Genomic DNA, 26,365 nt, shown 5'->3' with positions numbered 1-26,365 from the left:
CTGCGGGACAAAAGGGTACAGGGAAATGGACAAGCCAAAGCGCACTTGATTTAGGTATATCTCTCCCTATTATCACAGAATCTGTATTTGCACGTTGCATTTCTGCTTTAAAAGAAGAGCGTGTGAACGCAAGCAAAGTTTTATCTGGACCTAAAGATAAAGCGGCAATTGGAGTTGAAAAAGCCGAATTAATTGAAGCAGTGCGCCAAGCTTTATATATGAGTAAAATTTGTTCTTATGCACAAGGATTCACGCAATTGAAGGCAGCTTCTGAGGAACATGATTGGAACCTTGATTTTGGCAGCATTTCTATGCTTTGGAGAGGCGGATGTATTATTCGTGCAGCCTTTTTACAGAACATTAAAGAGGCTTATGAGACAAACACTGACCTACCGAACCTTTTACTTGATCCATACTTTAAAGAAATTGTAGAGTCATATCAAGGCGGATTACGTCAAATTATCTCAGTGGCTGTACAAAAGGGCATTCCGGTACCTGCATTTTCAGCAGCAATTTCTTATTATGACAGCTATCGTACTGCAACACTACCTGCAAACTTGTTACAAGCGCAGCGCGATTATTTTGGAGCACATACGTATAAACGAGTGGATAAAGAAGGTACATTCCATACAAAATGGATATAAAATAAAAAAATGGACCAAGATTAAATTCTTGGTCCATTTTTTATTCCGCAATTCGCAGGCGGTAAGACTCCCACTGATGGAAGTTTCATTTTATTGGAATAATAACACACGCGCTGGTGATGCATCTGTATCCATTAGTTTTAATGGGGCTACAACTATAAAGTATGTACCCGTTTCTACTTCTTTAAATGTTAATCCTTCGATTACAATAATATCGTGTGCAAATAGTGTTTTATGGGTTGGGTGACCTTCTTGGGCACGTTCAACACCTACTGCATCAATGCCCACACCGCGAATACCTTTTTCAGCAAGCCGTTTCGCACCGCTTTCAGCTAAATAAATTCATATATATGTTTTTCTTTTTCTAATACATGCTTAATTTCCATTTGTATAGTTTTTAAACGTATTACAATGGATTTCTGTCGTTCTAAAAAAGTTTCAATATCGTATACACCCCATGCCCATCAAGTTAAGATTTTAAAGTACCCCCATAACGAAATTTTTATCTCTCTACAGTTATTTATGTGAATTCAGCTCGTGTTTTGCGTTTTGGGGGATAATTAGTTTTTTAACTTGATGGCGATGGGGTAGCATCAGGATTTTGCGGATTTACAACGTTAAGGTAGAAATCCTTGTATCAATAGGATTTACTCTATTGAGATTGTGAAGTTTCCTACTTAAACTAACGGGGTAGGTTAGTTTAATAAAGTAATATTTGGATTAAGATAGATATAAGTAGAAAAATTAATAACAAGGGGTGATTTTTTGGAGAAAAATATTGGGGATGTAGATTTTTTTAAACAAGTAGTAAAAAGACTTTGCAACTAATAAAGTAATAAGGTTTACTTCAGTAAAATAAGGTATATTATATTTGTTGAATAGATTCTCTTTAAAGACAAGAAAAGTAGGTGAACAAAGTGGGGAAATATCAATTGGATTACAAAGGTCAGGTAGCTGTGACAAAGTTTCATGAAAAACAGACGCCTGCCAAATTTGATAAAAAGCAGCAACTTGAAAAATTGCGTGCGGAGTATTTGAAAAAGAAGCAAAAACAAACAGATAAATAATATGTTGCGTTTTTCTCAATTTTCTGTATATGGCGCAAACAAACACAAGAAAATAGGTAAGTTATTCATCGTTCAAATATATACAGGCTATTTTTTCAAACCTCTTACTTATGCAACTAACGCATGCCCATCAACTTAACAGAACAGGTTGCCCCAAAAACGATAAAAATGAACTTCATTGCTATAAAGGAATCTAATTTTTCGTTTTTGGGGTATTATAAAATTTTAACTTGATGGTGATGTGGCGGTACCCCTATATCGGGTCGCTGTTGTGCATTTGTTCAGTCATAAGTTTAGTAACGGCTATGTTTTTGTAGCATATAAGATCAACAGTGCTATACAGGAGATGTATAGCATTTTTGAATTATGTCGGCTAATAAGGATGACGGAAAAATGAAATTTATCATTTGGGGTTTCTTTCTAATTTAAAGGGAGGTTAGTTTTTTAATATGATTATCAAATTATTAATCTAATTAGATAATCATATTAAAAAACTATGTGGAATAAAAAGTTAGATAAATTTTAACTTGATGGGTATGAGTCTGTACCCTAAAAAAAGATGTGATGTTTAGAAGAAAGGCGCGACATTTTAAAAGAAATTTGCGAAATTTTATCCCCTTAAGTATTTTTTCCTAAAGAGGATTTTTATGTCCAAAGAAGAACATTTTATATTGAAAAGCGGTTTAAGGAGGGCTGCGGGATAGGTTCTGTGTCTGAATATTAGTCGTGGTTAAAAATGCAAGATGTTTCGCCACAAGGACATTCTACGGGATTAAATTGATGAATAAAAAACTTTTTTTGAGTTGTGCAGTATATTCCAAATATAATCTCACTTATGAACGAGCAATCAGTCGGTGATGACATCTCAGTAAAAAATCCTCTCTTAATGTTATAAAAAGAAGCGATAGAAATTAGTAGCCTTTTGTGTCGGCACACTAAACTATTGGAGGGATTAAAATGTTAAACAAAAGTGTCGTCCTCTACACTGAGGAAAATGGTATTGCAAGAATTACATTAAACAGACCGGAAGCACTAAATGCGTTAAACCGAGATGTTCTTGAGCAACTTTCTTCCGTCTTGGACAGGGTTAAAACTAATTCAAGTGTAAAAGCATTGATAATTATCGGTGCCGGAGAAAAGGCATTTTCCGCAGGTGCTGACATTCAGTTTCTCAATAAAGCCACTCCACTAGAAGTACGGGATTTAGCTCAGTTGGCTGTTATGGTTACTCATAAAATCGAGTCATTAGGAAAAGTGGTTGTTGCTGCCATCAACGGATTTGCACTAGGAGGTGGACTTGAGTTAGCTGAATCCTGTACGATCCGTATTTGCGCTAATCATGCTAGATTAGGACATCCTGAAGTCCGTATTGGAGCTGTTGCCGGATTTGGAGGGACTACGAGATTACCCAGACTTATAGGTAAGGGGCGTGCTACAGAACTGTTGCTCACTGGAAGCGTGATAAGCGCAGACGAAGCTTATAGAATAGGACTGGTTAATAGGACTGTTGAGCCTGATAAATTATTATCAGAGACAGAAGCGCTTATCCAAGAAATTCTATCTCAGGCTCCTATCGCAGTAAAAATGACTTGGGAGGCAATTCATCGGGGAGGTAATTTAACTTTAGAAGAGTCCGCACGTCTTGGAGCAGATTATTTTGGTTTGATAGCGTCCACAGAGGACTTCAGAGAAGGTACTAAATCATTTTTAGAAAAGACCCAACCATTATTTAAAGAAAGATAGTTAATCGAACCAATCATTTTGGGTTAAACTCTTTATTTGTAAAAAAATGAAAGTTTTTTTGCGAAATCCTGTATTTGCATGGGGTAAAATAGCTTATTTTTATCAATCTTTTTTATCGTTGATTCAGTCCCTCAGGACTGATGAGTACAGTACTGCTGTTGATGCTTCTAAACAGCTAAATAACTGAGCTAAAGAAGTCATTGCTACATTTTGACTCACCCATATACATAAAGCGACTAAATCTTTTGCTTGGTACTTACTGGTTCTTTGTACAAAACCAACATCTCTAGCAAGATCCCGTAAGGTATTTGGAGATAAAAAACTTTGAATCTCTTGAGCAAATAGTTGTAATTCGTCAGGCACAGAAATAGACATAAAAAACGCTATCCTTTCCTATGATTCTAAAGAAAGAATAGCGTTGTTCTTATTATGTATATACAAATTTATCTCAATTTGATAGCGATAAGATGCTATCCCTATTAGTATTTAATGTATCTAGAAACTCTTATTAAAAAACGTATACGCTCTATGTTGGGATTTAAATCATACAAAACATCAGCTTCTATATTGAGTGGTGTTGAAGCCATGCATATGCTCAAAAAAGAACAAATTGATTTGCAGGACCAGTCTGTCCAAAATCAGAATGTTTTTATCAACCAGCTGTTTGGATTAACTGCTTAACAGGTGATTCCGTTAGGAATCCTTGATTCTTTTTTATTTATCATTTTTTTGCACCAGAACCATTCACCGCTTTGGCTACAAGTGCTGCATATGCTTCTGCACCTACTTTGGTTAAATGCACCCCATCAGGTGCAAAGTAGTCTCTCTTTCCAGCACTTGCTGCATACCAATCAACTAGAGTTATATTAGGATATTTAGATGTTGTCACTTTCAATCTCTCATTCACGATTGATTCCCACGGACGTGGTACCCTCGTATTAATAAATATTATTTTACGTTCATTCCCAATTAAATTTATTAATGATACAAGTTGCTCCGTAGTAAAGGCTCCATTTGTACCTAATCCAATAATGACATGGTTTCCTAAATTCCCGTCATTCTTTAACTGTTCAACTACAGGAATCGCTTTTGACAGCTGGCGACCAATTTGTGCATCAATCCTAATATCAGGAAAAGCATTTTTTAAATACGGAGTAATATCAACCATAACGGAATCGCCTATCGCTGTAACGGTGAGAGAATTTTTAGTTTGCTCAGAATTTACTTCTTTTGATTCTTCTTGTTTTTGGGGCGCCTCTGCCTCTTGGGCTGGATCATCCCAAACTGCAACTGGATGTTTCGCCGGTTGTGTTTGTTCTGCCTCCACCTTATCTAGTTGAGGATTCTCCTTAGCCTTACTAGCATTTGATAACCCAAAGACGGCTATCGACGAAACGAATACTGCACAAATTAAAGCTAACTTAACACCTAAAGCGACATTTTGAAGTCTTAAATTCTTAAACTGAATATTTCGGAGCGCACCTTGTCGGATTGGTTTTTCAATATACTTCCATGAAATTTGCGCAATCATTATAATCAGAAGAAATTGAAGAATTGCTCTTATTGGTGAAAAATCTCCAGCATTTACTTTTGGAGTCGTCAATGTAAGAATTGGATAATGCCAAAGGTAAATGCCATACGACCTTACCCCTATCCAACGTAAAGGTTTAAATCGTAAAAATTGAGCGATACGGCTAGCTGGATGAGCAAGATTTGCCACTAACAATGCTGTTGCAATTGATAAAAGAACCATTCCTCCCTTGTATAGAAACGGATCATATTGATTAGTCTTCCAAAACATAGCCAAAATAATAATAAGAGCAGTTCCTCCCACTACATCAAGAATGAGACGCGCCTTTGGAATAATTTTATTTGCAAGCCTATTGCTTGGCCAAAGTAAGGCAAGTGCCGCTCCAATAAGTAAAGAAAAGGCCCTCGTATCTGTGCCATAATAAATTCTGCTCGGATCAGCTCCAGGTTCATACAAAATTGCCATCGCTAAAGCTGAAGCAGCAGCTCCCAGACAAATCAATAAAATCATACGGGATTGTTTTTTTATGTAGTAAAATCCTAAACTAATGATAAATGGCCAGACCACATAGAATTGTTCCTCAACTGCTAACGACCAAAAATGATTCAATGGAGAAAGCTGGTTAAAATTATCAAAGTACGATAATTTATGATAAATATACCACCAGTTACTAACATAAAATAACGCCGCTAATGAATCTCCACGCATTTTTTCAAGTAAAGAGCTATGAAAAATCGTAATCCATGCCAACGTTATAACGAGCATAACAATCATTCCTGGAAGCAATCTCCTTGCCCTACTAAGCCAGAATTTCTTCAAATCAATTCTCTTATTTCTCTTCCACTCCATCGCTAGAATATCTGTAATTAAATAACCTGAGAGTACAAAAAATACAGTAACCCCTAAAAATCCTCCAGGCATCCAATTAAAATTAATATGATACAAAATAACACCTAGTATAGCTAGACCCCTTAGACTATCCAATCCAACCATATAACGACTATTTTTTTTGATAGGTTTAGTCACCTACTATCACCTCTATTTCTTGGAAATTAGGTTAATAATAGCGGTATAAAATGCTATTAATTTCCTAAAATCGTATAAACTATTACAAACATCATTTGGGAAGGCTCTTTTTTTATAATTACAGGCACAGTAACTAATACTTTATCACGTTATCTGGTTCTGTTGTGAAATTTTTTAAACCAGGTGTTTTTGCTCATCCCCCCGAAAAAGGGGAATATGCTTAATTAATTAAAAAGTTATATGCTGTGTATCAAAAAGTACACCTTTTGATAAGTTTTTACAGACGTATCAAGGACTGACATTGTGAATATGATCTATAACGCATATGTAAAAGGTTTTCTAAAAAGAAACGTTATAAAAAAAGGTTCACTCATTAAGAGCAGGCTCTCTTTTTTCCCTCACCCAGCCTACTTTATTTAAAACTTCGGCTGCTTCTGTAAACGTTGGTGCATAGGTAGAAAATAATGATACTATAAGTCCTATGACTTTCTTCATACTCGCATCTCCTCATCAATCCATTAAAAAACCTTTTAATTATATATCAAGTTTTAATACTATTAAAATAATGAAAAAGGATATGCATAATTACATATTTCTCTTATTGATAGAATGTACCCTATTGAAAAGAAAGCCTTTCCTTGATATTATTAGTCTCTTTGTTGGCTTGATAGCGATAGGGTCCCGCCAACAAAACACGAATTTCGTACGATAAGGAATTTTTCATTAAAAAAACTTAGTTTTTCCGTACGTTAAGAAGGTTCCATAAGCGGTATTTAATTTCTGGTAGGATACTTTGTTTAATGTTATTTGAGGATGCAATAGAATTGATTTAATGCTTATTACTATTGAGGAAAAAAATGAGTATTGTTCTGAAGATGGATTAACAATTATTTTGTTAGATAAAGATGAAAAAATGCCTACACTAGATGAGCCAACAGATGAAGGATATTGGGTTAAAAACCATCCGCTGTCTTTTTGGCTGATTGTTGAAATGAATTTTGGTGGATTTCGACTAATATAGCTAAAGGGTTATGGAGAGAAGAAATACTTTACGCTTATGAACACTTAAATAGTGTAAGAGAAATGCTATTAACAATGCTTGAATGGAAAATTGGCATAGAAACCAATTTTTCATTGAGTGTAGGGAAAAACAGTAAGTACCTAGAGCGCTATGTTAATAAGGACATATGAGAAAGTTTATTGAAGCTGTCCGAAAGCAATAAATATAAGGGAGCTGTTGTCCTATAGTGACAACAGCTCTTTTTTTGTTTCTGGTTCTCTTTTAACGTTTCAAAATTTGTATTGAAAATTGTAAGTTCTAGAAGTATCATATACATATTCAAACATTTGAAGATGTATATGATACTTTTGGAGTTTTAGTTAAAAATAAATACTAGAGGTGTTTTAATGGGAACCGAAATGCAACAATTTAAAGCTGATTTTTTTAAAGCCTTATCGCATCCTTTACGAATAGGTATTTTAGAAGTTTTGTCAGAAGGTGAAAAAAGTGTAAATGAAATTCAAAGCATTCTTAATAAGGAAGGTTCAGCTGTTTCTCAACAGTTAAGTGTGCTACGTGCTAAAAATATTGTTGTTGGCACCAAAGATGGAAAACGAGTTTTATATTCTCTTCGGGATCCTATGATTATGAATTTATTGGTAGTTGCACGGAAAATTTTTAACAATCATTTAATCGATACGATTTCAATGCTAGAAGAGCTAGATGAAACAGAAGGCGAAACGATAGTTAAGGAGGGGTAGGTTGAGCATTGAAGTTAAGAAGGAAGATATCATCCAACATGGGATTGAGATATTTCGCTCAATAGGAGCTCATCACGTTTGTAATATTTGTATTAACAGTGGGAATTCTTGTTGTTTTTCATGCCAGCATTTACAAGATGGAGTTGGGTGTCAAAAAAGAAATACAGCTTGTACAGCTTGGTTATGTGGAATTCAAGGTTTTTTATTGGATCAAATAGGATTATTGGATGAATGGAATCGTTTTTGGATTGAAATTCCAGGAAAGATGTTTCGTAGGGATATAACTCCAGATAATGTAAGGATTACATCGTTTATAGATACGAAGAAGCTAGATAGTCGAGCTGGGGAACTTCTAGCGGAAAGATTGGAATCCTACTTACAACAAGGTGGAGATATAGGTGAATTAGAGCGTCATTTAAGCAAAACGTATAGTAAATATTAGGATGGTGTTTTCTTTTGTGAAAATGAAAATCTCCTGTACAAGGGAACGAGAAATGCATTTGTAATCCAGATTTATTAAAAATAGAAAAGAAGGGTTTGTAATGAGAGGGTTATTTACGGGAAGGTTTGAAGGATATTCATTGGATCATTTTCAAAAGGATCTTCTTTCAGGAATGATTGTTGGAGTTGTTGCGATTCCACTTGCTATGTCTTTTGCAATAGCCTCTGGTGTTAAACCGGAGTATGGAATTTATACAACATGTATTGCCGGGATACTCATTTCGCTATTTGGTGGTTCAAAGTATCAAATTGGAGGACCTACAGGTGCCTTTGTTCCAATTCTTTTAGGAATTGTCATTACCTATGGATATGAAGATTTACTACTTGCTGGTTTATTAGCTGGAATTATTTTATGTCTTATGGGAATTTTTAAACTAGGGTCTTTAATTAAGTTTATTCCACGTCCTGTAACAATTGGCTTTACGTCAGGAATTGCTGTCATTATCTTTACGGGACAAATTGCTAGTTTTTTAGGGCTAACAGGTATAAAAAAGCATGAGGAATTTATAGCAAATTTGCAGGAAATCTTTACTCATATCAGTACTACCAATTTTTACAGTGTTATAACTGCTTTGATTTGTTTTCTTGTCATACTCATAACACCAAAGATTTTGCCAAAAGTACCAGGTTCATTAGTAGGTGTTGTGATTTCAACTATAATTGCAACTGTATTTTTCTCAGGTCATGTACCTACTATAGGTACAGCATATGGCACGATTCCCAATACACTTCCGCAGTTTGATATACCAGAAATCACGGTAGAGCGTATAAAACAGTTAATTGGCCCTGCATTTGTCATTGCCATGTTGGGTGGTATTGAATCTCTTTTATCCGCTGTCGTGGCAGACGGTATGACAAATAGTAAACACAACAGTAACAAAGAGCTTATTGGTCAGGGAATTGCCAATATTGTTACACCATTATTTGGAGGTATTCCGGCAACTGGAGCAATTGCCCGCACAGCAACCAATATTAAGAGTGGAGCTGTATCTCCGATGTCGGGTGTTATTCATGGGGGATTTGTGTTATTCACGCTTCTACTGTTAGCTCCATATGCTTCACATATTCCGCTTGCTAGTATGGCTCCCATTTTAATGGTGGTAGCTTGGAATATGAGCGAACAAAAACATTTTATTCACATACTTAAAATGAAGACTGGGGATTCTCTTGTATTACTTGTAACATTTCTGCTGACTGTATTTACAAGTTTGACAACAGCTGTGGAAATCGGACTTATTTTAGCTGTTATTTTATTTACAAAACGTATGAGCAACATGCTTGTTATATCTAAAGTGCTTCCAGATCACACAAGAAAGAACGAAAAATTGTTACCACATGTGGTAAATAAAGCTCACGATTGTCCACAAATAAGCATTTACACAATAGAAGGGCCATTATTCTTTGGGGCTGCTCAAACATTTGAACAAAACATTCTAGCGACCATTCATTATAAACCCGAAGTTTTAATTTTACGTATGGGAAAAGTTCCTTTTATTGATACAACAGGAGAATCCTATTTTAGGAATATTGTTCAGCATTTTAAAAAGCAAGGTGGCGTACTTCTTGTTTCAGGAATTCAATCAGAGCTAAAAACAACCCTAGATAAGAATGGATTATATGCTGAGATTGGGGAAGAAAACTTTTTTGATCATACAGGGGAAGCGATCAACTGTGCTTTAAGACATTTGAATACGAAAAAATGTATAGGATGTAAGCACTTCGCTTTTCATGAATGTACGGAGCTTGCTCAGCAATCTCAGGAAATAAATACAATAAAGAATAAAGCAAATGCATTAGATTATTAAAAAAATTAATGCACATACAAAATTTGTTTGATTTGATCAGCTCTTTTAATCATTTTATTAAAAATAGAGAAGGAGAAAGTTTGCTTTGGAGAATGCGGAAAAGGTTTTTACAAGGTGTGAACAAGAAGGTTTTTCATACATCCAACGAATGATTATCAAACCGCAAGAAGAGAATATCTTCCTTACATTTCAATGTAAAACGGACTATACAAACAGTGTCCTTTCAAAAGATGATAGAAAGAATTACGAAAAAAATATATCGTTTTTTTCTCGTGTTTCTGGTGGTGTAATTATATGGGGAGTAGCTTCAACTAAAAATAAAAATGGTGTTCGCATAGCTGAAAAAATCCAACCTATCTCTAATGGAAAAGCGTTTTTAAGTAATCTAAATTATTTATTTCTAAAAAAATTCACTGCTATAAACCCGGATGTTAAAAACATATATATTCCTTTTCCTAAAGAAACAAACAATGGATTTGTAATCACATATGTTCCGGGGAAAAACTATCTGTTATGCCTTAATAACTATTATACAAAGACCAGGGATAACTTTGTAATAATGATGGGGCAGATTCTTTTAAATGATGTGTTAAAAAATAGAAGACTATGAAGAATTTCATTATAACTCATGGATATAGAGGAGAATAAATAATGTCTGAATTTAAAAATCAAGTATTAAATGTGCTAGAAGAAGTATGTGAAAATGATATCGTAAAAGAGAACCTAGATGTGCAATTATTTGAAGAAGGAATTCTAGATTCTTTTGCTACAGTATCTTTATTAGTAGAATTTCAAGAACGTTTAAACATCGAAGTGTCTATTTCTGACTTTGACCGTGATGAATGGGCAACACCGAACATGATTATTAAGAAATTGAAAGATATGCGATAAAAATAGGTTTTTAAAACATATATAAGGGTAGCTTCGTGAATTTTAACTTTAAAATTGCTATTCTTATGAAATTATAAAAAGAAAGTTTTAAAAGGCTATATATAGAATGAATAATAACAAGTGGAGGAATTTAAAATATGTCTAATTTACCTAATTGCCCAAAATGTAATTCAGAGTACACTTACGAAGATGGAAATTTTTTTGTTTGCCCAGAATGTGCCCATGAGTGGACTTTAGAATCAGAAACTGAAAATAGTGAAGATACAAAGGTAATTAAAGATGCAAATGGAAATATCTTAAACGATGGTGATTCTGTAACAGTCATCAAAGATCTTAAAGTAAAAGGAACTTCATCAGTTGTAAAAATCGGTACAAAAGTGAAAAGTATCCGTTTAGTTGATGGAGACCATGATATTGATTGTAAAATTGATGGTTTTGGAGCTATGAAATTAAAATCTGAATTTGTTAAAAAGGTTTAAATGTGAGGTTCATGTAACAGAACTAATTTGATCTAATTGTTTAAAGTCAATGAATGTACAACACTTTTAAGGCAGTAGAAGTTAACCATTTTTTATAATAGAAAGACCTCATTCAAAGATACTTATCAAGGGCGAGGTCTTTTTATTTTTTTCTTTTTAACAAAACCATACCTAAAGTATTTTGATGAAATTTCAAACGGGATTCATCATCTTGATAATGGTAATTTTACAAAAAAGGTACATATCTCATCAAATGATGAGTTTGGTGATATAGCCCGTGAAATTAACTTAGCGAGCAAAAAGTTAAAAGAGGCGGTTGAAAGAGGTGACTTTGCAGAAAGTAGTAAAGATTAGCTCGTTATTAACTTAGCACATGATTTAAAAACGCCATTAATATCTGTTTTAGGGTATTTAGATTTAATTCTTAAAGAGGAGAATTTGACGAGGGAACAGATTAAACATTTTTCTACGATTGCGTTTACGAAATCGCTGCGCCTTGAAGGTTTAATTGATGAGTTATTTGAAATTACGCGAATGAATTATGGCATGCTGAAGTTAAATAAATAAACAAACAATTAATATAAGTGAGTTGCTTATACAGCTAGAGGAGGCATTGTATCCATTATTAGAGAAGCATCAATTAGAAGCTAGATTAAATGTTGAGCCTCGTTTATATATTAACGGTGACGGGAATTTGTTAGCTCGAGTATTTGAAAATCTTTTAACAAATGCGATTCGATACGGAAATAATGGGCATTTCGTTGATATAAATGGGTACATTGATCATGGGAAGGTTATCGTACAAATTATTAATTACGGATATAGCATTCCAGAAGAAGATTTACCTTATCTTTTTAATATGCTTTATACAGGTGATAAAGCAAGAACGGAGCAACAGGGCGGTACAGGTCTTGGATTATCTATTGCAAAAAATATCATCGAACAGCATAATGGGACGATTTCTGTTGAAAGTAATGTAACAAGAACAATATTTGAAGTGAGATTTCCAAAAGAAGAGGAATCAAAAATTCAATAAAAATTTAGCGTTCACCCCACTTTTGATTTAATTAGTTTTTCTCTATCCTATATGTATGTTAGATTAAGGGAAAGCTAGAAATGAAGAAGTGGGTCTTTTTATATTGTACACATCAAATAATAGAGGTACAGAACCATCTCTATCCAGCTAAGATAAATAAAAATGCTATTCTTTTTGTAGAAATATACAGAAAGGATGGTATTTCTGTATGAATCTATTGATACAAGATGAGTGTAATTCAAACTTACAGCGATATCTATCTCTGTAAGTTTGAATTACAGTTAGATTAGTATTATTGCTCCTACTTTGGTTTAGCAACAAACCAAAAGACTCCATTTTGAAAAAAAGATTGGTTAGTTTCGTCTATACAATCCCTTACAGAAAGGTGAACGCAAACACCATAGATATCAGAAGAGAACAGCCTTTGATATCTTAGACTTTGAATACAACTTTTCCATGTCCTACAATCATGTAGCGTAATCTAAAAATTGAAACCTGATAGGGTTTATTTGGTATGCAAATCTATAATGGGATTACACTGGAACCTTAGAAAAAAGAAATATCTCACGTGAAATTAAACTTATATAAACTTAACTTGTTGGGTGTGGGGTGATACTCCTATTACAAGTATGATAGTTGATTGACCACATTTTCTAAAAATTGCTCTACTTTTTCTTTTGATGTATCAGGCGTATGATAACCAATCGTAAATGTAAGTCTTCCATTATAAGAGCTTGCCCCCATTGTAAAGAATGGGGAATACATAATAGGTGATGTCATATACCCGTCATCGGCTAGAACTTCACCAAACTTAATAGGTTCATCTGCTATCACCCCCAAATTTGTAAGTAACGGCAACGCCATCCCCATTTGTAAAGCCTGCTCGTATTGCTTTTTATACATTTCTTTCACCTCAGATAGCTTTAGACCTGCCAGTAACTCCATTCCTGCGGCTGAAGAGAGACCTGGATTTTGAGATTTTATTTTATCCATTGATTGTTTGACTCGAACTAGAGTCTGATTAAATGATTCATTATCTTCCATTTTAATCACTGGCATTTCCATACCGGATAAATTGCAAATAGCACCAGTTGTATGATTGGGAAGATATCGGCGTAAATCAATTGTTAAACCAATCATTTTTTCTGCAGTGCGAGGTTCTGCATACACAGTGAAATGTGATAAAGATCGGAAGTATGCAGCCATAATGACATCATTCAAGGTGGCCTGTTGTGCTTTTGTCCATTGGATTAGACGTAGAGTTTGCTCATGGCTCAACCGCCGTACGGACATTTTGGGGTATGCATTTTCGTTCGGCTGACATGGAAAAGACCATAACGATGCTTGTTGTTCTTGGCTAGGACGATACGCACTTTTTACGTCTGATATTCCAGCATAGTTGAAAACAGGTGATTGATCGCGAAAACTCCCATTCCCCGTGCCAAATTCCTTTATAATTTGATCCTTAGAATGCCCCTGGGAAAGTTGAGTATATATTGCTCCCAGTAAACTAAGATATTCCTTGACTCCTGCACCATCTGAACAAAGATGTGATAATTTAACAACTAAAATATTTGTTGTAGTGCCTTGTAATAATTTTGTTTGAACCATTGGCCCCTGAATATAATCTCCAGGCTCCTTAATAAAATCTATTGCCATCATTTCAAGTTCTTGATCGTTTCCTTCTGCAAAAAAACAAGTCGTTGATTTAGTACTAGATGAATGTTCCTCCCAGTAAGGAATATCACTTTCTACAAAACGGCTGTTCAAAACTGGCTGTAATTGTAACGTTATCCTTACTGATTGTTCAAGCATTTCCTTTGATATACCTATAGGAAAATAAAGAACGGCATTAATTTGTTGATTTGCAGAATAAAGACCTAGTATATAATTCATTCGATCTTGAGGTGTTACTGTATACTTTCTTTGTTCCATAATTTCTCCCTCCTAATTAAGACTATTTTTGGTTATAATCTTGTTCCTCATATGGTTGTAACTCTTCTTCAAGGGCTAATAATGCTTCGTTTTCAATTTTTTTAGTTTGTCACTTATGAAGGCATCTTTTTCGTACTGGTTCTATGCTTTAATTGCTATTAACATTCCTTATTGCTTTTAAAAACAAACGTTAATTTATTTTGTTTGGTTATACATAAACATTTTATAATAACGTTTATTCTTAATCAACAAAAATAAATGAATCATTTTCACCTTTTTCCGACATTTATCTCCCACCTATTTTCTGGCGCTATCACACCTTCACACAAATTGAGGAGGGAATCTTCTATAGTATCTTATTTAATATTTATTTATATATAAATTCATGTAATATAATATAAAATAATACATTTTATATTAATTCATTAAGATATAATGTTATATTTTTGGGTGGAATATATAAATGGAGGAAATGTAATGAACAAGAATTTAAAATTTACTCAAATGATGATTGGTATTAGTACGATGGCATTATCATTTGGAAGTATTCAAACACAAGTATCAGCAGAAGAAAAAGCACCCTATAATATGTTACAGATGAAACCAATTGGGACTGAAACTTTAAAAGATGAAATTGCACATGCTACAAAAGCGGATGAAACATTAACTTTTGAAGAGCGTTTAAAAGTAGGCGATTTTTCACAACGATCTACTCTAGTTATGAAACGTGATGAAAGTCAAGTAAAGCAAAACTACACTCTGGCAGAACTGAATAAAATGCCTGATAGCGAATTCATTGATACACTATCAAGAATTTCTTGGAATCAAATTACTGATTTATTCCAATTTAATCAAGATACGAAAGCTTTCTATCAAAATAAAGAACGCATGAACGTTATCATTAATGAATTAGGACAACGAGGAAGAGCTTTTACGAAAGAGGACTCAAAGGGAATTGAAACATTTGTTGAAATATTACGTTCTGCGTTTTATGTGGGATATTATAATAATGAATTAAGTTACTTAAAAGAGAGAAGCTTCCATGATAAATGTTTATCAACATTAAAAGCAATTGCAAAAAATCCAAATTTTACATTAGGTACAGTTGAACAAGATAGAGTAGTAGTTGCGTATGGAAAATTAATTAGTAATGCTTCTAGTGATGTTGAAACAGTACAGTATGCGGCAAATATTTTAAAACAGTATAATGATAACCTTTCTACGTATGCTAATGATTATGCGAAAGAACAAGCTGTATATGAAATCGTAAAAGGTATTGATTATGATATACAGTCTTACTTGCAGGAGACGAATAAAAAGCCTAATGCAACAATGTGGTATGGAAAGATTGATAACTTTATAAATGAGGTTAGTAGAATTGCTCTCATACGGAATATAACAACTGAAAACAGTTGGCTAATTAATAATGGTATTTATTATGCAGGACGTTTAGGGAAATTTCATAGTAATCCAAACAAAGGGTTGGAAGTTATTACACAAGCGATGAACATGTATCCTCGTCTAAGTGGACCTTATTTTGTAGCGGTAGAGCAAATTAAAGCAAACTATGGTGGAAAAGATTATAGTGGAAATGCAATAGATTTACAAAAAATCCGTGAAGAAGGGAAACAACAATACTTACCTAAAACATATACATTTGATGATGGATCTATTGTCTTTAAGACAGGTGATAAAGTAACAGAAGAAAAAATTAAAAGGTTATATTGGGCAGCCAAAGAAGTAAAAGCACAATATCACCGTGTAATTGGAAATGATAAAGCACTAGAACCAGGTAACGCAGATGATGTACTGACAATGGTAATTTATAATAATCCGGATGATTATCAATTGAATAGACAGTTATATGGATATGAAACGAACAACGGTGGGATTTTTATAATTATTCCTTTGCACTACAGTCTTATTTATATAATCATCAATTTGAAACCTTTGATAAGATTCAGGATTTAATCCGTGCAAACGATGTGAAAAATTATGACGCGTATCGTGAATCATTAAGTAAAGATGCACAGTTGAATACAGAATATCAAACGTATATGCAGCAGTTGATTAATAATCAAGATAAATACAATGTACCGCAAGTAACAAATGATTATTTAATACAACACGCACCAAAGCCATTAGCTGAATTGAAGAAAGAAATTGTAGATGTAGCAAATATAAAAGATGCAAAACTTACAAAACATGAGTCGCAATTCTTTAACACATTTATCGTGGAAGGCACGTACATAGGTGGTACATCAAAAGGTGAGTCTGAAGATTGGAAAACGATGAGTAAACAAGTAAATCAAACTTTGGAGCAGTTATCCCAAAAAGGGTGGAGCGGCTATAAAACAGTTACAGCCTATTTTGTTAACTATCGTGTGAATGCAGCCAATCAGTTTGAATATGATATTGTTTTCCATGGTGTTGCAACAGAGGAAAAAGAAAAAACAACTACTATTGTAAATATGAATGGACCATACAGCGGGATAGTAAATGAAGAAATTCAATTCCATAGCGATGGTACAGAAAGTGAAAACGGAAAAATTATTTCTTATCTATGGAACTTTGGAGATGGTACAACAAGTACAGAAGCCAATCCTATCCATGTATATGGAGAAAAAGGAACATATACTGTGGAACTAACAGTGAAAGATAGTAGAGGGAAAGAAAGTAAAGAACAAACAAAAGTTACTGTAAAACAAGATCCGCAAACAGGTGGATCCCTTGAAGAGGAGAAGGTACTCCCGTTTAATACGCTTGTAAAAGGAAATCTGATTACTCCTGATCAAACAGATGTTTATACGTTTGATGTTACAGTTCCGAAAGAAGTAGATATTTCTGTGATAAATGAACAAAATATTGGGATGACATGGGTACTTTATCATGAATCAGACATGCAAAATTACGTAGCTTGTGGTGAAGATGAAGGAAATGTAGAGAAAGAAAATTTTCGTTTAGGGGGTACTTCAAAACCTTAGCTTGATGGTGCTACCCATCACCATCAAGCTAAGAAAAGCAAATACCCCCAAAGTGAAAAAATAAGCCGTTTTCTGTCAAAAATACACGGAATTTTCATCCTAGGGGTGTAAATTCTTAAGTTGATGGGCATGTATGGTGACCCCTAATAAACCTTACAATTTTGTAATATTAATGTCACTAAAATCAATTTCTTCACTATAAATCATTTACTATAATTTCCATATGCAAAGATAAGGAGAGAGTTATATGAAAAAATCCTTAGTTATATTTATATTATTTGCACTGTTTTCTAGTTTTGCTATAGGATGCGAGAGATCTAGAATGGGAACAGAACAATACTATGTACAAATAAGGGTGAGGTAAAAGGTAACCAGCGTTTCTATACTTTATCTACTTATAATGAAGATGGAGTAGAAAAAACAGTTACATTTGGAAGTGGAAAACCAATAGACACACCATTTAAAGAGAATGCCTTTATACGCCTTTACGCCAGACACAAAGATCACAGTAATGTAGAAATAAACCATAAAGAAGTAACTTCCTATGAAGGAGTTCAAAAAGATGATTTACCTTACAAAAGTAAAAGAAAAATTACATATTAAATAATTACCCAATCAAAATAAAGGATACTCTCTTATACACGATGAGGTAGCACCATATCGCTATCAAACTAGCAGAATAAAATATCATTTCACCTAAGCTCGCACTTCATTTTCTATATTTTTACTTTAATTTATAAAAAAATACTATTAAATATTTTCATATAATTGTTATAATATGATTAAATTGGTATAAAAGTTTTTTCTAGATTATATATTTTAAGAATTCTCATGCAAAAAGAGCAAGTTCTCTACTTGGGAACATGCTCTTTTTTGCAGAGAAACATTACCAGAAGGCCCTAAGTGAGTATCCAAATTTCACAAAAAAATTTCTGCATTTCCCCCAAATAATATTTAGATATAACGGAATTTTTAAATTTATAAAAAGATTAAGAGGCGATAGAGAATGAAAAGATATGTTGGAATAAAAGGAATTGGCACATATTTTCCAAAACGAAAAGTAGATTCTTTTGAAATAGATCGTATGCTAGATGTGCCAGAAGGCTGGACATTAAAAAAAGCTGGGGTAAAAACACGATACTTTGTTGATGGTGAAACATCTTCTTATATGGGTGCTGAAGCTGCAAAAAAAGCTGTAGAAGATGCTAAGCTAACATGGGCTGATATCGATTGTATCATCTGCGGAAGCGGAACGATTCAACAGGCAATCCCTTCTACTGCATCACTTATTCAAGAACAGCTCGGACTACAGCACTCTGGTATTCCGTGTTTTGATATCAACTCAACATGCTTAAGTTTCATAACAGCACTTGATACAATTTCTTACGCAATTGAATGCGGGAGATACAAAAATGTTGTTATCATTTCTTCTGAAATTTCTTCTGTGGGATTAAATTGGGGACAAAATGAAAGCAGCATTTTATTCGGTGACGGTGCGGCAGCTGTTGTGATAGCAAAAAGCGATCATACATCTTCCATTATAGCTTCCCATATGGAAACATATAGCTCTGGTGCGCATCTATCAGAAATTCGTGGCGGTGGAACGATGATTCATCCTAGGGAGTATAGTGAAGAGCGAAAAGAAGACTTCCTGTTCGATATGAATGGCAGAGCTATTTTTAAACTATCTTCTAAGTATCTGTTGAATTTTATCGAAAAACTACTTATGCATACTGGTTATTCCTTAGATGATATTGATTTAATTGTTCCTCACCAAGCAAGTGGACCAGCTATGAGACTGATTCGTAAAAAATTAGGGGTTGATGAAGAGCGCTTTATGACCATTTTTGAAGACTACGGTAATATGATTTCCGCATCTATTCCAGTAGCCCTTTTCGAAGCGATTAAACAAAAGAAAGTGCAACGCGGAAATAAAATATTATTGCTAGGTACTTCTGCAGGACTTTCTATCGGGGGCATCCTTCTTGAATACTAAGAAAACAGTATTAATTACAGGGGCACGTGCACCAGCAACTCTGCATTTATGCAGACTGTTTCATAACGCCGGACATACCGTTATTATTGCAGATAGCATTCCTTATCCATTAAGTAAAGTTTCAAAGAGTACGGATTACTTTTATGAAATTCCTTCTCCAAAGTGGAAAACAAATGAAAGTATCCGTGCGCTACTATCTATTATTCAACGTCACAATGTGGATTTGCTTATTCCTACTTGTGAAGAAATATTTTATATATCTAAATATAGAGAAGAGTTAAGCACATTTTGTCATGTATTAGTAGATGATTTTCAAAAACTTTCATTACTGCATAATAAGTGGGAATTTATTCAGTTAGTAGCGAATTTAGGGTGGCAAGTACCTGCAACATATAGAATAAATAATGAAGAAGCGATAAGTTCAATGATGGACAAAACACCAGCTAATACTCCTTTTGTACGAAAGCCGATTTTCTCCCGTTTTTCTGATAAAGTGGAATTTATTACAAAAAAGGATGCTCTAAAAGAAAGCATGATAGATAAGCCGAATTATATTATGCAAAAGTTTATACAAGGAACGCAGCATTGTTCCTACAGTATTGCACAATCTGGGGAAGTGTTAGCTCACTCTACGTATAAAACGGAATTCACGGCAGGACTAGGCGCTACCATTGCGTTTAAGCATATTAATCAGCCTAAAATTGATCAGTTTGTTAGGCATATTGTAAAAGAGCTAGATTTTTCAGGACAAATTGCCTTTGATTTTATCGTTACAGAGAATGGAGATGCGATTCCAATTGAATGTAATCCACGTACTACAAGTGGATTACATTTATTCGATGAGGAAATATTGCCCGCTTTTTTTTATGAAAAAGTAAACAGTACACTCATTCCAAAACAAAATTCGGAGTGTGCAATTCGGCTAGCAATGCTTTTATATGGATTTCCGTATTTAAAAAGTAAACAAAAACGTAAGCGATGGTTAAAAGTTCTATGTTCTTATCCAGATATCGTTTACCGTTACAATGATTGGAAACCATTTTTTTATCAGTTTTTTAGCATGTATAAATTATGGCGTGAAAGTTATAAATATGAACGGACTATTTTAGAGCAAACAACATATGACATATCGTGGGATGGTGAAGATTTATGAAAATGCTAGTAACTGGTGGAACGGGCTTTCTAGGACAAAAACTCGCCTTTCGACTGAAAAATATGGGCTATGAAGTAACGGCAACGGGGAGAAATAAAACAATCGGTAAGGTATTAGAACAAAATGGAATCGAGTTTGTTCATTGTCCTCTTGAAGACAGGGATCGTGTGCTACAAGTTTGTAAAGATAAAGATTATATCTTTCATAGCGGCGCACTTTCTTCTCCTTGGGGCAAATATGAAGATTTTTATAATGCGAATGTGTTAGGAACGAAACATATTATCGAGGGAAGTCAAAAGTACGGTATAAAACGCCTTATCCACGTATCAACACCAAGTATTTATTTCTATTATGATGAGCGACAAAATGTAGTAGAAAACGCGAAACTTCCTGATACATTTGTAAATCATTATGCAACAACGAAGCACATGGCTGAACAAGCTATTGATCAAGCTTTCACGCATGGTTTACCAGTTATCACGATACGCCCGCGCGCTTTATTCGGACCAGGAGATAACGCTATTCTTCCGCGTCTTATTAAAGTATGTGAAAAGGGTGCCTTACCGAGAATTGGTACAGAAAATGTTCTTGTTGATATTACGTATGTTGAGAATGTTGTAGATGCTTTACTTCTTTGTATGCATTCCCCAAAACATACATTAGGGCAAAAGTACAATATAACAAATGACGAACGTGTAAATTTATATGAGGTCATAGAAAATGTAATGAAGCGTCTTGATAAGGAAGTAAAATATAAAAAAATTTCCTACAAAACTGCTTTTACACTAGCTGCTATACTAGAAGGAATCTCAAAAACTATTTTATTTGGAAAAGAACCTATTCTCACAAAATATACTGTTAGTGTCCTTTCAAAAAGCCAGACCTTAAGTATTGATAAAGCTAAAGAAGAATTAGGATATGCTCCAAAGATCAGTATAGAAGAAGGAATTACAAAATTTGTAGACTGGTGGAAAATACAATGAAAATCAAATCTTTAAAGCTATATGATACGGGATATTGCACACATCCAGAAAAAATCGCATACTCCAAGGGCAGTTGGAAACAAATCCGTTTTCCAGCTACAGTAGGATTACTTGAGCATCCAGTATTAGGATATATTTTATTTGATACTGGATATGCGGGACATTTTAAAGATGCGACAAAAAAATTTCCTTACTCTGTATATGCAAAACTTACGCCTGTTCATTTCACGGAAGAGCAATCTATTAAACAGCAACTTCTTCTTGATGGTATTCAGCCAGAAGAAATTAAATATATTATTCTTTCTCATTTTCATGGCGATCATACTGCTGGTCTGCCCGACTTTCCAAAAGCGAAAATATTAACCTTCGCAAAAGCTTATGAGGATATTAAAAAGAGAAGTAAATTTGGTGCTCTATTAAAAGGGTGTCTAAAAGATACACTGCCGATGGATTTAGAGAAAAGGATGTCATTCATTGATCAAACTCCATCCCTTAACTTACCTCCTACATATGGAAGGTTTGAAGAGGGGTATGATGTATTTGATGATGGCTCATTATTTGCTGTTGACTTAACAGGACATGCAACGGGACAATTCGGTTTATTCGTCCATTTACAGAGTAATAAAATTGTCTTTCTTTGTGCAGACGCAGTGTGGCTAAGTAAAACTTATCAAAACCTTGTATTTCCTAGTAAGATTGCCAACCTTTTAACTAGCGATCCAAAGTCTTACCGAAAGAATATTGAGAAGTTACACCATTTATCACAAACATCACCTGAGATCGAAATTGTACCAACTCATTGTGAACATACATGGGATAAAATTAAAGCAGGGGTGTACTATGAATAAACTACGGATTCTCAAGCAATACTTGAAAACAAAATATGGCTTGAGATTTTCAAATCGCAAACAGTTGGAACAGTTTCATAAACAACAAATAGAAAAACAACTTTTGTTCACGATAGAGGCGTCTCCTTTTTATCGCCAGTTATATACGCCGTTTTTAAATGAAATTCAAAAGGGAAATTTGTCTGCACTCCCCATTATTGATAAAGAAGTAATGATGGAACATTTTGATACATTAAATACAGTCCATATTTCAAAGGAAGAAGCGTTTCATGTAGCATTTGAAGCAGAAAAGACCCGGAATTTCTCACCAACCATTTGTAATATAACTGTCGGTTTATCATCAGGCACTAGTGGAAATCGTGGGGTTTTTCTCGTTTCCGAGGAAGAACAAACGTTGTGGGCTGGCTCGATTATTGGAAAGGTGCTTCCTTCTAGCATTCTACATAAACACACGATTGCTTTTTTCTTACGTGCAAATAGCAATTTATACGAAGCGACAAAAAATAAGCGAATTTCATTTCATTTTTTTGATTTACTAGATTCGTTTCAGCAGCATATCACTCGATTAAATGAAGTAAAGCCATCTATATTAATTGCACCTCCGTCTATGTTACGGAAAATCGCTTACTGGCAGCAAGAAGGGCTTATTACGATTTGTCCCAAAAAAATTATCTCTGTAGCAGAAGTGCTTGAAGATATTGATAGAGACTTTATTCGTGCAACTTTCAAGCAGACAGTACACCAAGTTTACCAATGTACAGAAGGTTTTCTTGCTACCACCTGCAAGCAGGGGACATTACACATTAATGAAGATCTCGTTCATATTGAAAAAGAGTACTTAGATCAAGAGAAAGGGATATTTGTTCCCATTATTACTGATTTCATGAGGAAAACACAGCCTATTATACGCTATCGTCTCAATGACATATTAATTGAGAAAAAAACACCGTGCAGCTGTGGCTCACCTTTCTTAGCATTAGAACGAATTGATGGTCGATGTGACGATATATTTATTGGAATAAGTGAATTGGATAATAGCGAAATATTTATTTTTCCAGATTTCATTAGAAGAGCAATTTTGTTTGCATCCAGTGACATTCAAGAATTTAAAGTAATACAGCACAGTGTAGACAAAATTGAAATAAAACTTAAAGCACTGCCTGAAGATTTCGAATTATGTCAATCAAAGGTAATGCAAGAGTTACATACACTGTGGTCTACTAAAAAGTGTGCTATACCACATTTTTTCTTTTCGCATTACGATATTCAAGTATATGATAAAAAATTAAAAAGAATAGAAAGTCTTGTAAGACGTGGTGAACATATATGATTAAGCTACATACTGTTCATTCCTTGCACAGCATTGATTGGGAATCAAAAAAAGATGGAGCATATGTACGTGATAGTTTCCTGCCTCTCTTTCAAAAGGGCGTTACAGCATTTATTGAAAATATTAACACGCAGCTCTTTCTATTAGAAATTGATGATCTCATCTTGCCAGTTACTCTTAATAACGCAGAGTTCGAAAATTCATATGTATGTTCTCCTTATACACATTACATATCTTATGCGTTAGAAGAGCTATGGGAGTTGAAAAAACCATGGCTAGAGAAGCTATTAACCTATCCGATTCATCTTATGGGAAGTTGGCTACGACGAACGAATATTAATAAAGTAATTGTCGTAAATAATTGGATGCTTTCAACAAATCTTTATCACTCTATCAACGAACAACAAATCGAACAAATTACGAATTTATTTGTTGAGAAATTTCCAGAGCATACAATTCTATTTCGCTCTTTAAATAACGAATTATATCCCGTAACGACAGAAGCACTATCTATGGTAGGTTACAAGAAAATTATGTCTCGTTCTATATACTTATTTGATCCGAAACACTATAAAGAAATGAATCGAAAAAAACGAAAAGACTTATTAAATGATAAAAGTTTATTAGAGAAAAGCAATTATGAAATCATTACGAATGAAGAATTAACAAAAGAAGATATTTTACAAATTTCCCAGCTATACAACCAACTATATATTGAAAAATATTCCGCCCATAACCCAATGTTTACACCCGCTTATTTAAGGAATGCTCTTCAGCATCGTTTATTTGAGATAAAGGCCATAAAAAAAGGGAATACAATTGATGGTGTCATTGCTTATTTTATTAGGGATGGAGTTATGACAACGCCGATCCTTGGCTATAATACAAACTCTGACCAGCAACAAGGTTTATACCGTATACTTTCCCTCCTTATTACAATGGATTCTATCGAAAAAGATTTAATTTGTCATTGTAGTGCTGGGGCTGGAGAGTTCAAACGAAATCGTGGTGCAACACAGGAGATTGAATACAGTTTTATGTATTACGCTCATTTGCCACCTAATCAACAAAAGGTATGGAAAGTATTAACTTGGATATTAAATACATGTATAGAACCGATGGCAAAAAAACATCGCTTTTAAACAAAAAAGAGATAAGACTCGTAATGTGTAAGAGATGCAAGAACGTCATTAGAATATATATAGTCAAACAGAGTATATAGCCTCTCATTGGAGCGGAGCAACAAGTAATCGATTCTATCAGATGTTTAATGGCACAAAACCAATGATGTTTAATGTTCTGCAAGAATTAGGGGAAATTGCAGAAGAGCAAGAACGTGCTGCCATAAAATTCCGTGAAGCTGGCGAGTTGTATGGCGGGAATTTAGTCGATTCCGATATTCAAGAAGGTGCCATGTGTGGAAAACTTCCTCCAAAATCAGAAGAGACATTTTGGGATAGAAATAAAAAGGATTTAAGGGATGTGTGGACTGGGTTTTCTACTGGGTTTGTAGATGAGGTAGGAGACAAAGAGACCTGGTTAAACATGAAAGATGCAATCGTAAACTATGAGGAAACTATTCCTGCTGCATGGAATGCTCTATATGATTCATTCATGAATGAATTTTGGAATGGTAATCTGAAGAGTAGAGAACATTATGCAGCTTATGCCATCACTTCAATACTCACAGGCTTTGTTGGAAGAAATAGGACAAGCAGGAAAGGTAGCGGCTGTTACAGGTCTTACAAAGGGGGAAATCACTGCTTACAAATTCCTCTGCATATAGAAAAGCATTACATATATTAAATAACTATGAATTTAAGGCTGGTAATCATCTCTCAGTACACAACAATACTTACATAAAGCAGTTGCATATACCTATGAAGGTGCAATTGGTCCGAAGACAATTAGATTAAGAAAAGGGGAATTAGCGGGAGATAAACATCCTGTTACAGGTATTCCGTATGATGCTAAGGTTAGTAGTGTAAACCAAGGCATTGGTTTACACTACTATTTTTTTATAAATGAAAAAAATACTATGAACGGTCATTATTAATTATCGACAGATAATAAAAAGGAATTGGTGGAAGAAAAAATGCTGACAAAATGCCAATCTTTTTTGTCTTTAGAGTATAAAACCTTGTTGATGAATTGAAAATCATTAAAATTTTTACACATGAATTATTGAACAATTAGCCTTGAATAAAAGAAGCTTTTAATTAGCTGTGATACCTGCCAAGCTTGCTCCTCGAGAAGGAAATGCCCGCCGCAAAGAAGATGGGTTTCCACATTGTACAGTTCCTTGCTAAAGGCACCAGCGCCATTCAATGTGAAAATAAAATCATTTTTCCCCCAGATAACTATCGCTGGGGGCTGCTTCGTGCGCAGATACTGCTGCCAAACGGGGTATCGCTCTACATTTTTTCGATAATCGTAGGCAAGTTCCAATTGAATTTGAGCATTTCCCAGGCGGTCCAATAAGAGCTGATCCATCAAATAGCTGTCCGGGCTGATCAGATTCGGGGAGCAAGCACCGGTAAGATACTGCTTCTTTGTGAAATCAAAGGTGAGTAGGGCTCCCAATGCTGCTTCAGTGTTTGGGTTTCTGTCTTTCCACAAAGCTTTAAATAGATCGAACGGCTTGCCAAGCCC

The 26,365-nt window shown here is 34.4% G+C and carries 19 protein-coding genes and 8 pseudogenes; 21 read left to right on the top strand and 6 right to left on the bottom strand.

The genetic code is table 11. From position 1 onward, the window contains the following. The coding region (locus tag BAU28_RS28320; protein WP_476995478.1) for an NADP(+)-dependent, decarboxylating phosphogluconate dehydrogenase at positions 1–644 on the top strand (644 nt) is incomplete at its 5' end. A gap of 90 nt (positions 645–734) precedes the next feature. Here the strand turns inward: BAU28_RS28320 and BAU28_RS28315 are convergent. Next, positions 735–986, bottom strand: a pseudogene (locus BAU28_RS28315) (cyclase family protein); the annotation flags it as partial. Between the two features lie 575 nt (positions 987–1,561). Between BAU28_RS28315 and BAU28_RS30630 the strand changes: the two are divergent. Next, positions 1,562–1,711, top strand: coding sequence for a hypothetical protein (locus BAU28_RS30630; RefSeq protein WP_002174157.1), 150 nt, complete (start codon positions 1,562–1,564; stop codon positions 1,709–1,711). Between the two features lie 957 nt (positions 1,712–2,668). After that, complete coding sequence (locus BAU28_RS28305; protein ID WP_025149724.1) at positions 2,669–3,454, top strand: enoyl-CoA hydratase/isomerase family protein; 786 nt, start codon at positions 2,669–2,671, stop codon at positions 3,452–3,454. A gap of 115 nt (positions 3,455–3,569) precedes the next feature. On the opposite strand, the pseudogene BAU28_RS28300 reads toward BAU28_RS28305, so the two are convergent. Next, a pseudogene (locus tag BAU28_RS28300) lies at positions 3,570–3,829 on the bottom strand (IS4 family transposase); the annotation flags it as partial. A gap of 132 nt (positions 3,830–3,961) precedes the next feature. On the opposite strand from BAU28_RS28300, the pseudogene BAU28_RS28295 reads away from it, so the two are divergent. Further along, positions 3,962–4,135 (top strand): annotated as a pseudogene (locus tag BAU28_RS28295) (IS6 family transposase); the annotation flags it as partial. Between the two features lie 40 nt (positions 4,136–4,175). Here BAU28_RS28295 and BAU28_RS28290 read toward each other — a convergent pair. Next, positions 4,176–6,011: an acyltransferase family protein gene (locus BAU28_RS28290; protein WP_071721291.1), complete on the bottom strand. Its 1,836-nt coding sequence runs from the start codon at positions 6,009–6,011 to the stop codon at positions 4,176–4,178. A 366-nt stretch (positions 6,012–6,377) separates the two neighbouring features. Continuing rightward, positions 6,378–6,506, bottom strand: coding sequence for a hypothetical protein (locus BAU28_RS31375; protein WP_269431836.1), 129 nt, complete (start codon positions 6,504–6,506; stop codon positions 6,378–6,380). Positions 6,507–6,802: 296 nt separating this feature from the next. On the opposite strand from BAU28_RS31375, the pseudogene BAU28_RS28285 reads away from it, so the two are divergent. The 8 genes and pseudogenes from BAU28_RS28285 to BAU28_RS28250 form a co-directional block, all read left to right on the top strand. After that, a pseudogene (locus BAU28_RS28285) lies at positions 6,803–7,196 on the top strand (aminoglycoside 6-adenylyltransferase); the annotation flags it as partial. A 222-nt stretch (positions 7,197–7,418) separates the two neighbouring features. Then, positions 7,419–7,772 (top strand): ArsR/SmtB family transcription factor, encoded by a 354-nt coding sequence (locus tag BAU28_RS28280; protein WP_002175213.1) that lies wholly within the window; start codon positions 7,419–7,421, stop codon positions 7,770–7,772. Position 7,773: 1 nt separating this feature from the next. Next, the gene (locus BAU28_RS28275; protein ID WP_025149719.1) at positions 7,774–8,214 is read left to right on the top strand and encodes a hypothetical protein; all 441 of its coding nucleotides are present in this window, start codon (positions 7,774–7,776) and stop codon (positions 8,212–8,214) included. Between the two features lie 100 nt (positions 8,215–8,314). Then, positions 8,315–10,078 (top strand): SulP family inorganic anion transporter, encoded by a 1,764-nt coding sequence (locus BAU28_RS28270; RefSeq protein WP_071721289.1) that lies wholly within the window; start codon positions 8,315–8,317, stop codon positions 10,076–10,078. An 85-nt stretch (positions 10,079–10,163) separates the two neighbouring features. Then, positions 10,164–10,688: a hypothetical protein gene (locus tag BAU28_RS28265; protein ID WP_071721287.1), complete on the top strand. Its 525-nt coding sequence runs from the start codon at positions 10,164–10,166 to the stop codon at positions 10,686–10,688. A 41-nt stretch (positions 10,689–10,729) separates the two neighbouring features. Next, complete coding sequence (dltC, locus tag BAU28_RS28260) at positions 10,730–10,969, top strand: D-alanine--poly(phosphoribitol) ligase subunit DltC (RefSeq protein ID WP_002175210.1); 240 nt, start codon at positions 10,730–10,732, stop codon at positions 10,967–10,969. A gap of 137 nt (positions 10,970–11,106) precedes the next feature. Next, positions 11,107–11,448: a zinc ribbon domain-containing protein YjdM gene (locus tag BAU28_RS28255; protein ID WP_025149717.1), complete on the top strand. Its 342-nt coding sequence runs from the start codon at positions 11,107–11,109 to the stop codon at positions 11,446–11,448. A 138-nt stretch (positions 11,449–11,586) separates the two neighbouring features. Further along, a pseudogene (locus BAU28_RS28250) lies at positions 11,587–12,484 on the top strand (sensor histidine kinase); the annotation flags it as partial. A gap of 621 nt (positions 12,485–13,105) precedes the next feature. Here the strand turns inward: BAU28_RS28250 and BAU28_RS28245 are convergent. Then, positions 13,106–14,419: a condensation domain-containing protein gene (locus BAU28_RS28245; protein WP_071721285.1), complete on the bottom strand. Its 1,314-nt coding sequence runs from the start codon at positions 14,417–14,419 to the stop codon at positions 13,106–13,108. Positions 14,420–14,896: 477 nt separating this feature from the next. On the opposite strand from BAU28_RS28245, the pseudogene colA reads away from it, so the two are divergent. The 9 genes and pseudogenes from colA to BAU28_RS28200 form a co-directional block, all read left to right on the top strand. Further along, positions 14,897–17,376, top strand: a pseudogene (gene colA, locus BAU28_RS28240) (collagenase ColA); the annotation flags it as partial. Between the two features lie 363 nt (positions 17,377–17,739). Then, the gene (locus BAU28_RS28235; RefSeq protein WP_420271430.1) at positions 17,740–18,006 is read left to right on the top strand and encodes a DUF1093 domain-containing protein; all 267 of its coding nucleotides are present in this window, start codon (positions 17,740–17,742) and stop codon (positions 18,004–18,006) included. 403 nt (positions 18,007–18,409) lie between these two features. After that, a complete protein-coding gene (locus BAU28_RS28230) occupies positions 18,410–19,399 on the top strand; it encodes a beta-ketoacyl-ACP synthase III (RefSeq protein ID WP_071721283.1) in 990 nt (329 codons plus the stop codon). After that, the gene (locus BAU28_RS28225; RefSeq protein WP_071721281.1) at positions 19,389–20,552 is read left to right on the top strand and encodes an ATP-grasp domain-containing protein; all 1,164 of its coding nucleotides are present in this window, start codon (positions 19,389–19,391) and stop codon (positions 20,550–20,552) included. Before BAU28_RS28230 ends, BAU28_RS28225 begins: the two co-directional genes overlap by 11 nt. Beyond that, entirely contained in the window at positions 20,549–21,535 is a 987-nt protein-coding gene (locus BAU28_RS28220; protein ID WP_071721279.1) for an NAD-dependent epimerase/dehydratase family protein, read from the top strand. The genes BAU28_RS28225 and BAU28_RS28220 overlap by 4 nt, the downstream gene beginning before the upstream one ends. Next, entirely contained in the window at positions 21,532–22,383 is an 852-nt protein-coding gene (locus BAU28_RS28215) for an MBL fold metallo-hydrolase (protein ID WP_071721277.1), read from the top strand. The genes BAU28_RS28220 and BAU28_RS28215 overlap by 4 nt, the downstream gene beginning before the upstream one ends. After that, positions 22,376–23,713 carry a F390 synthetase-related protein gene (locus BAU28_RS28210; protein WP_071721275.1) on the top strand — a complete coding sequence of 446 codons (1,338 nt, stop codon included), beginning with the start codon at positions 22,376–22,378 and terminating at the stop codon, positions 23,711–23,713. The genes BAU28_RS28215 and BAU28_RS28210 overlap by 8 nt, the downstream gene beginning before the upstream one ends. Beyond that, positions 23,710–24,855: a hypothetical protein gene (locus BAU28_RS28205; protein ID WP_071721273.1), complete on the top strand. Its 1,146-nt coding sequence runs from the start codon at positions 23,710–23,712 to the stop codon at positions 24,853–24,855. The genes BAU28_RS28210 and BAU28_RS28205 overlap by 4 nt, the downstream gene beginning before the upstream one ends. A gap of 52 nt (positions 24,856–24,907) precedes the next feature. Continuing rightward, positions 24,908–25,682 (top strand): annotated as a pseudogene (locus BAU28_RS28200) (WXG100 family type VII secretion target); the annotation flags it as partial. Between the two features lie 212 nt (positions 25,683–25,894). On the opposite strand, the pseudogene BAU28_RS28195 reads toward BAU28_RS28200, so the two are convergent. Then, a pseudogene (locus BAU28_RS28195) lies at positions 25,895–26,365 on the bottom strand (alpha/beta hydrolase); the annotation flags it as partial.

This window comes from Bacillus paramycoides (genome assembly GCF_001884235.1).
Taxonomy (GTDB): Bacteria; Bacillota; Bacilli; order Bacillales; family Bacillaceae_G; genus Bacillus_A; species Bacillus_A paramycoides.
This window is presented reverse-complemented; position numbering and strand designations above follow the sequence as displayed.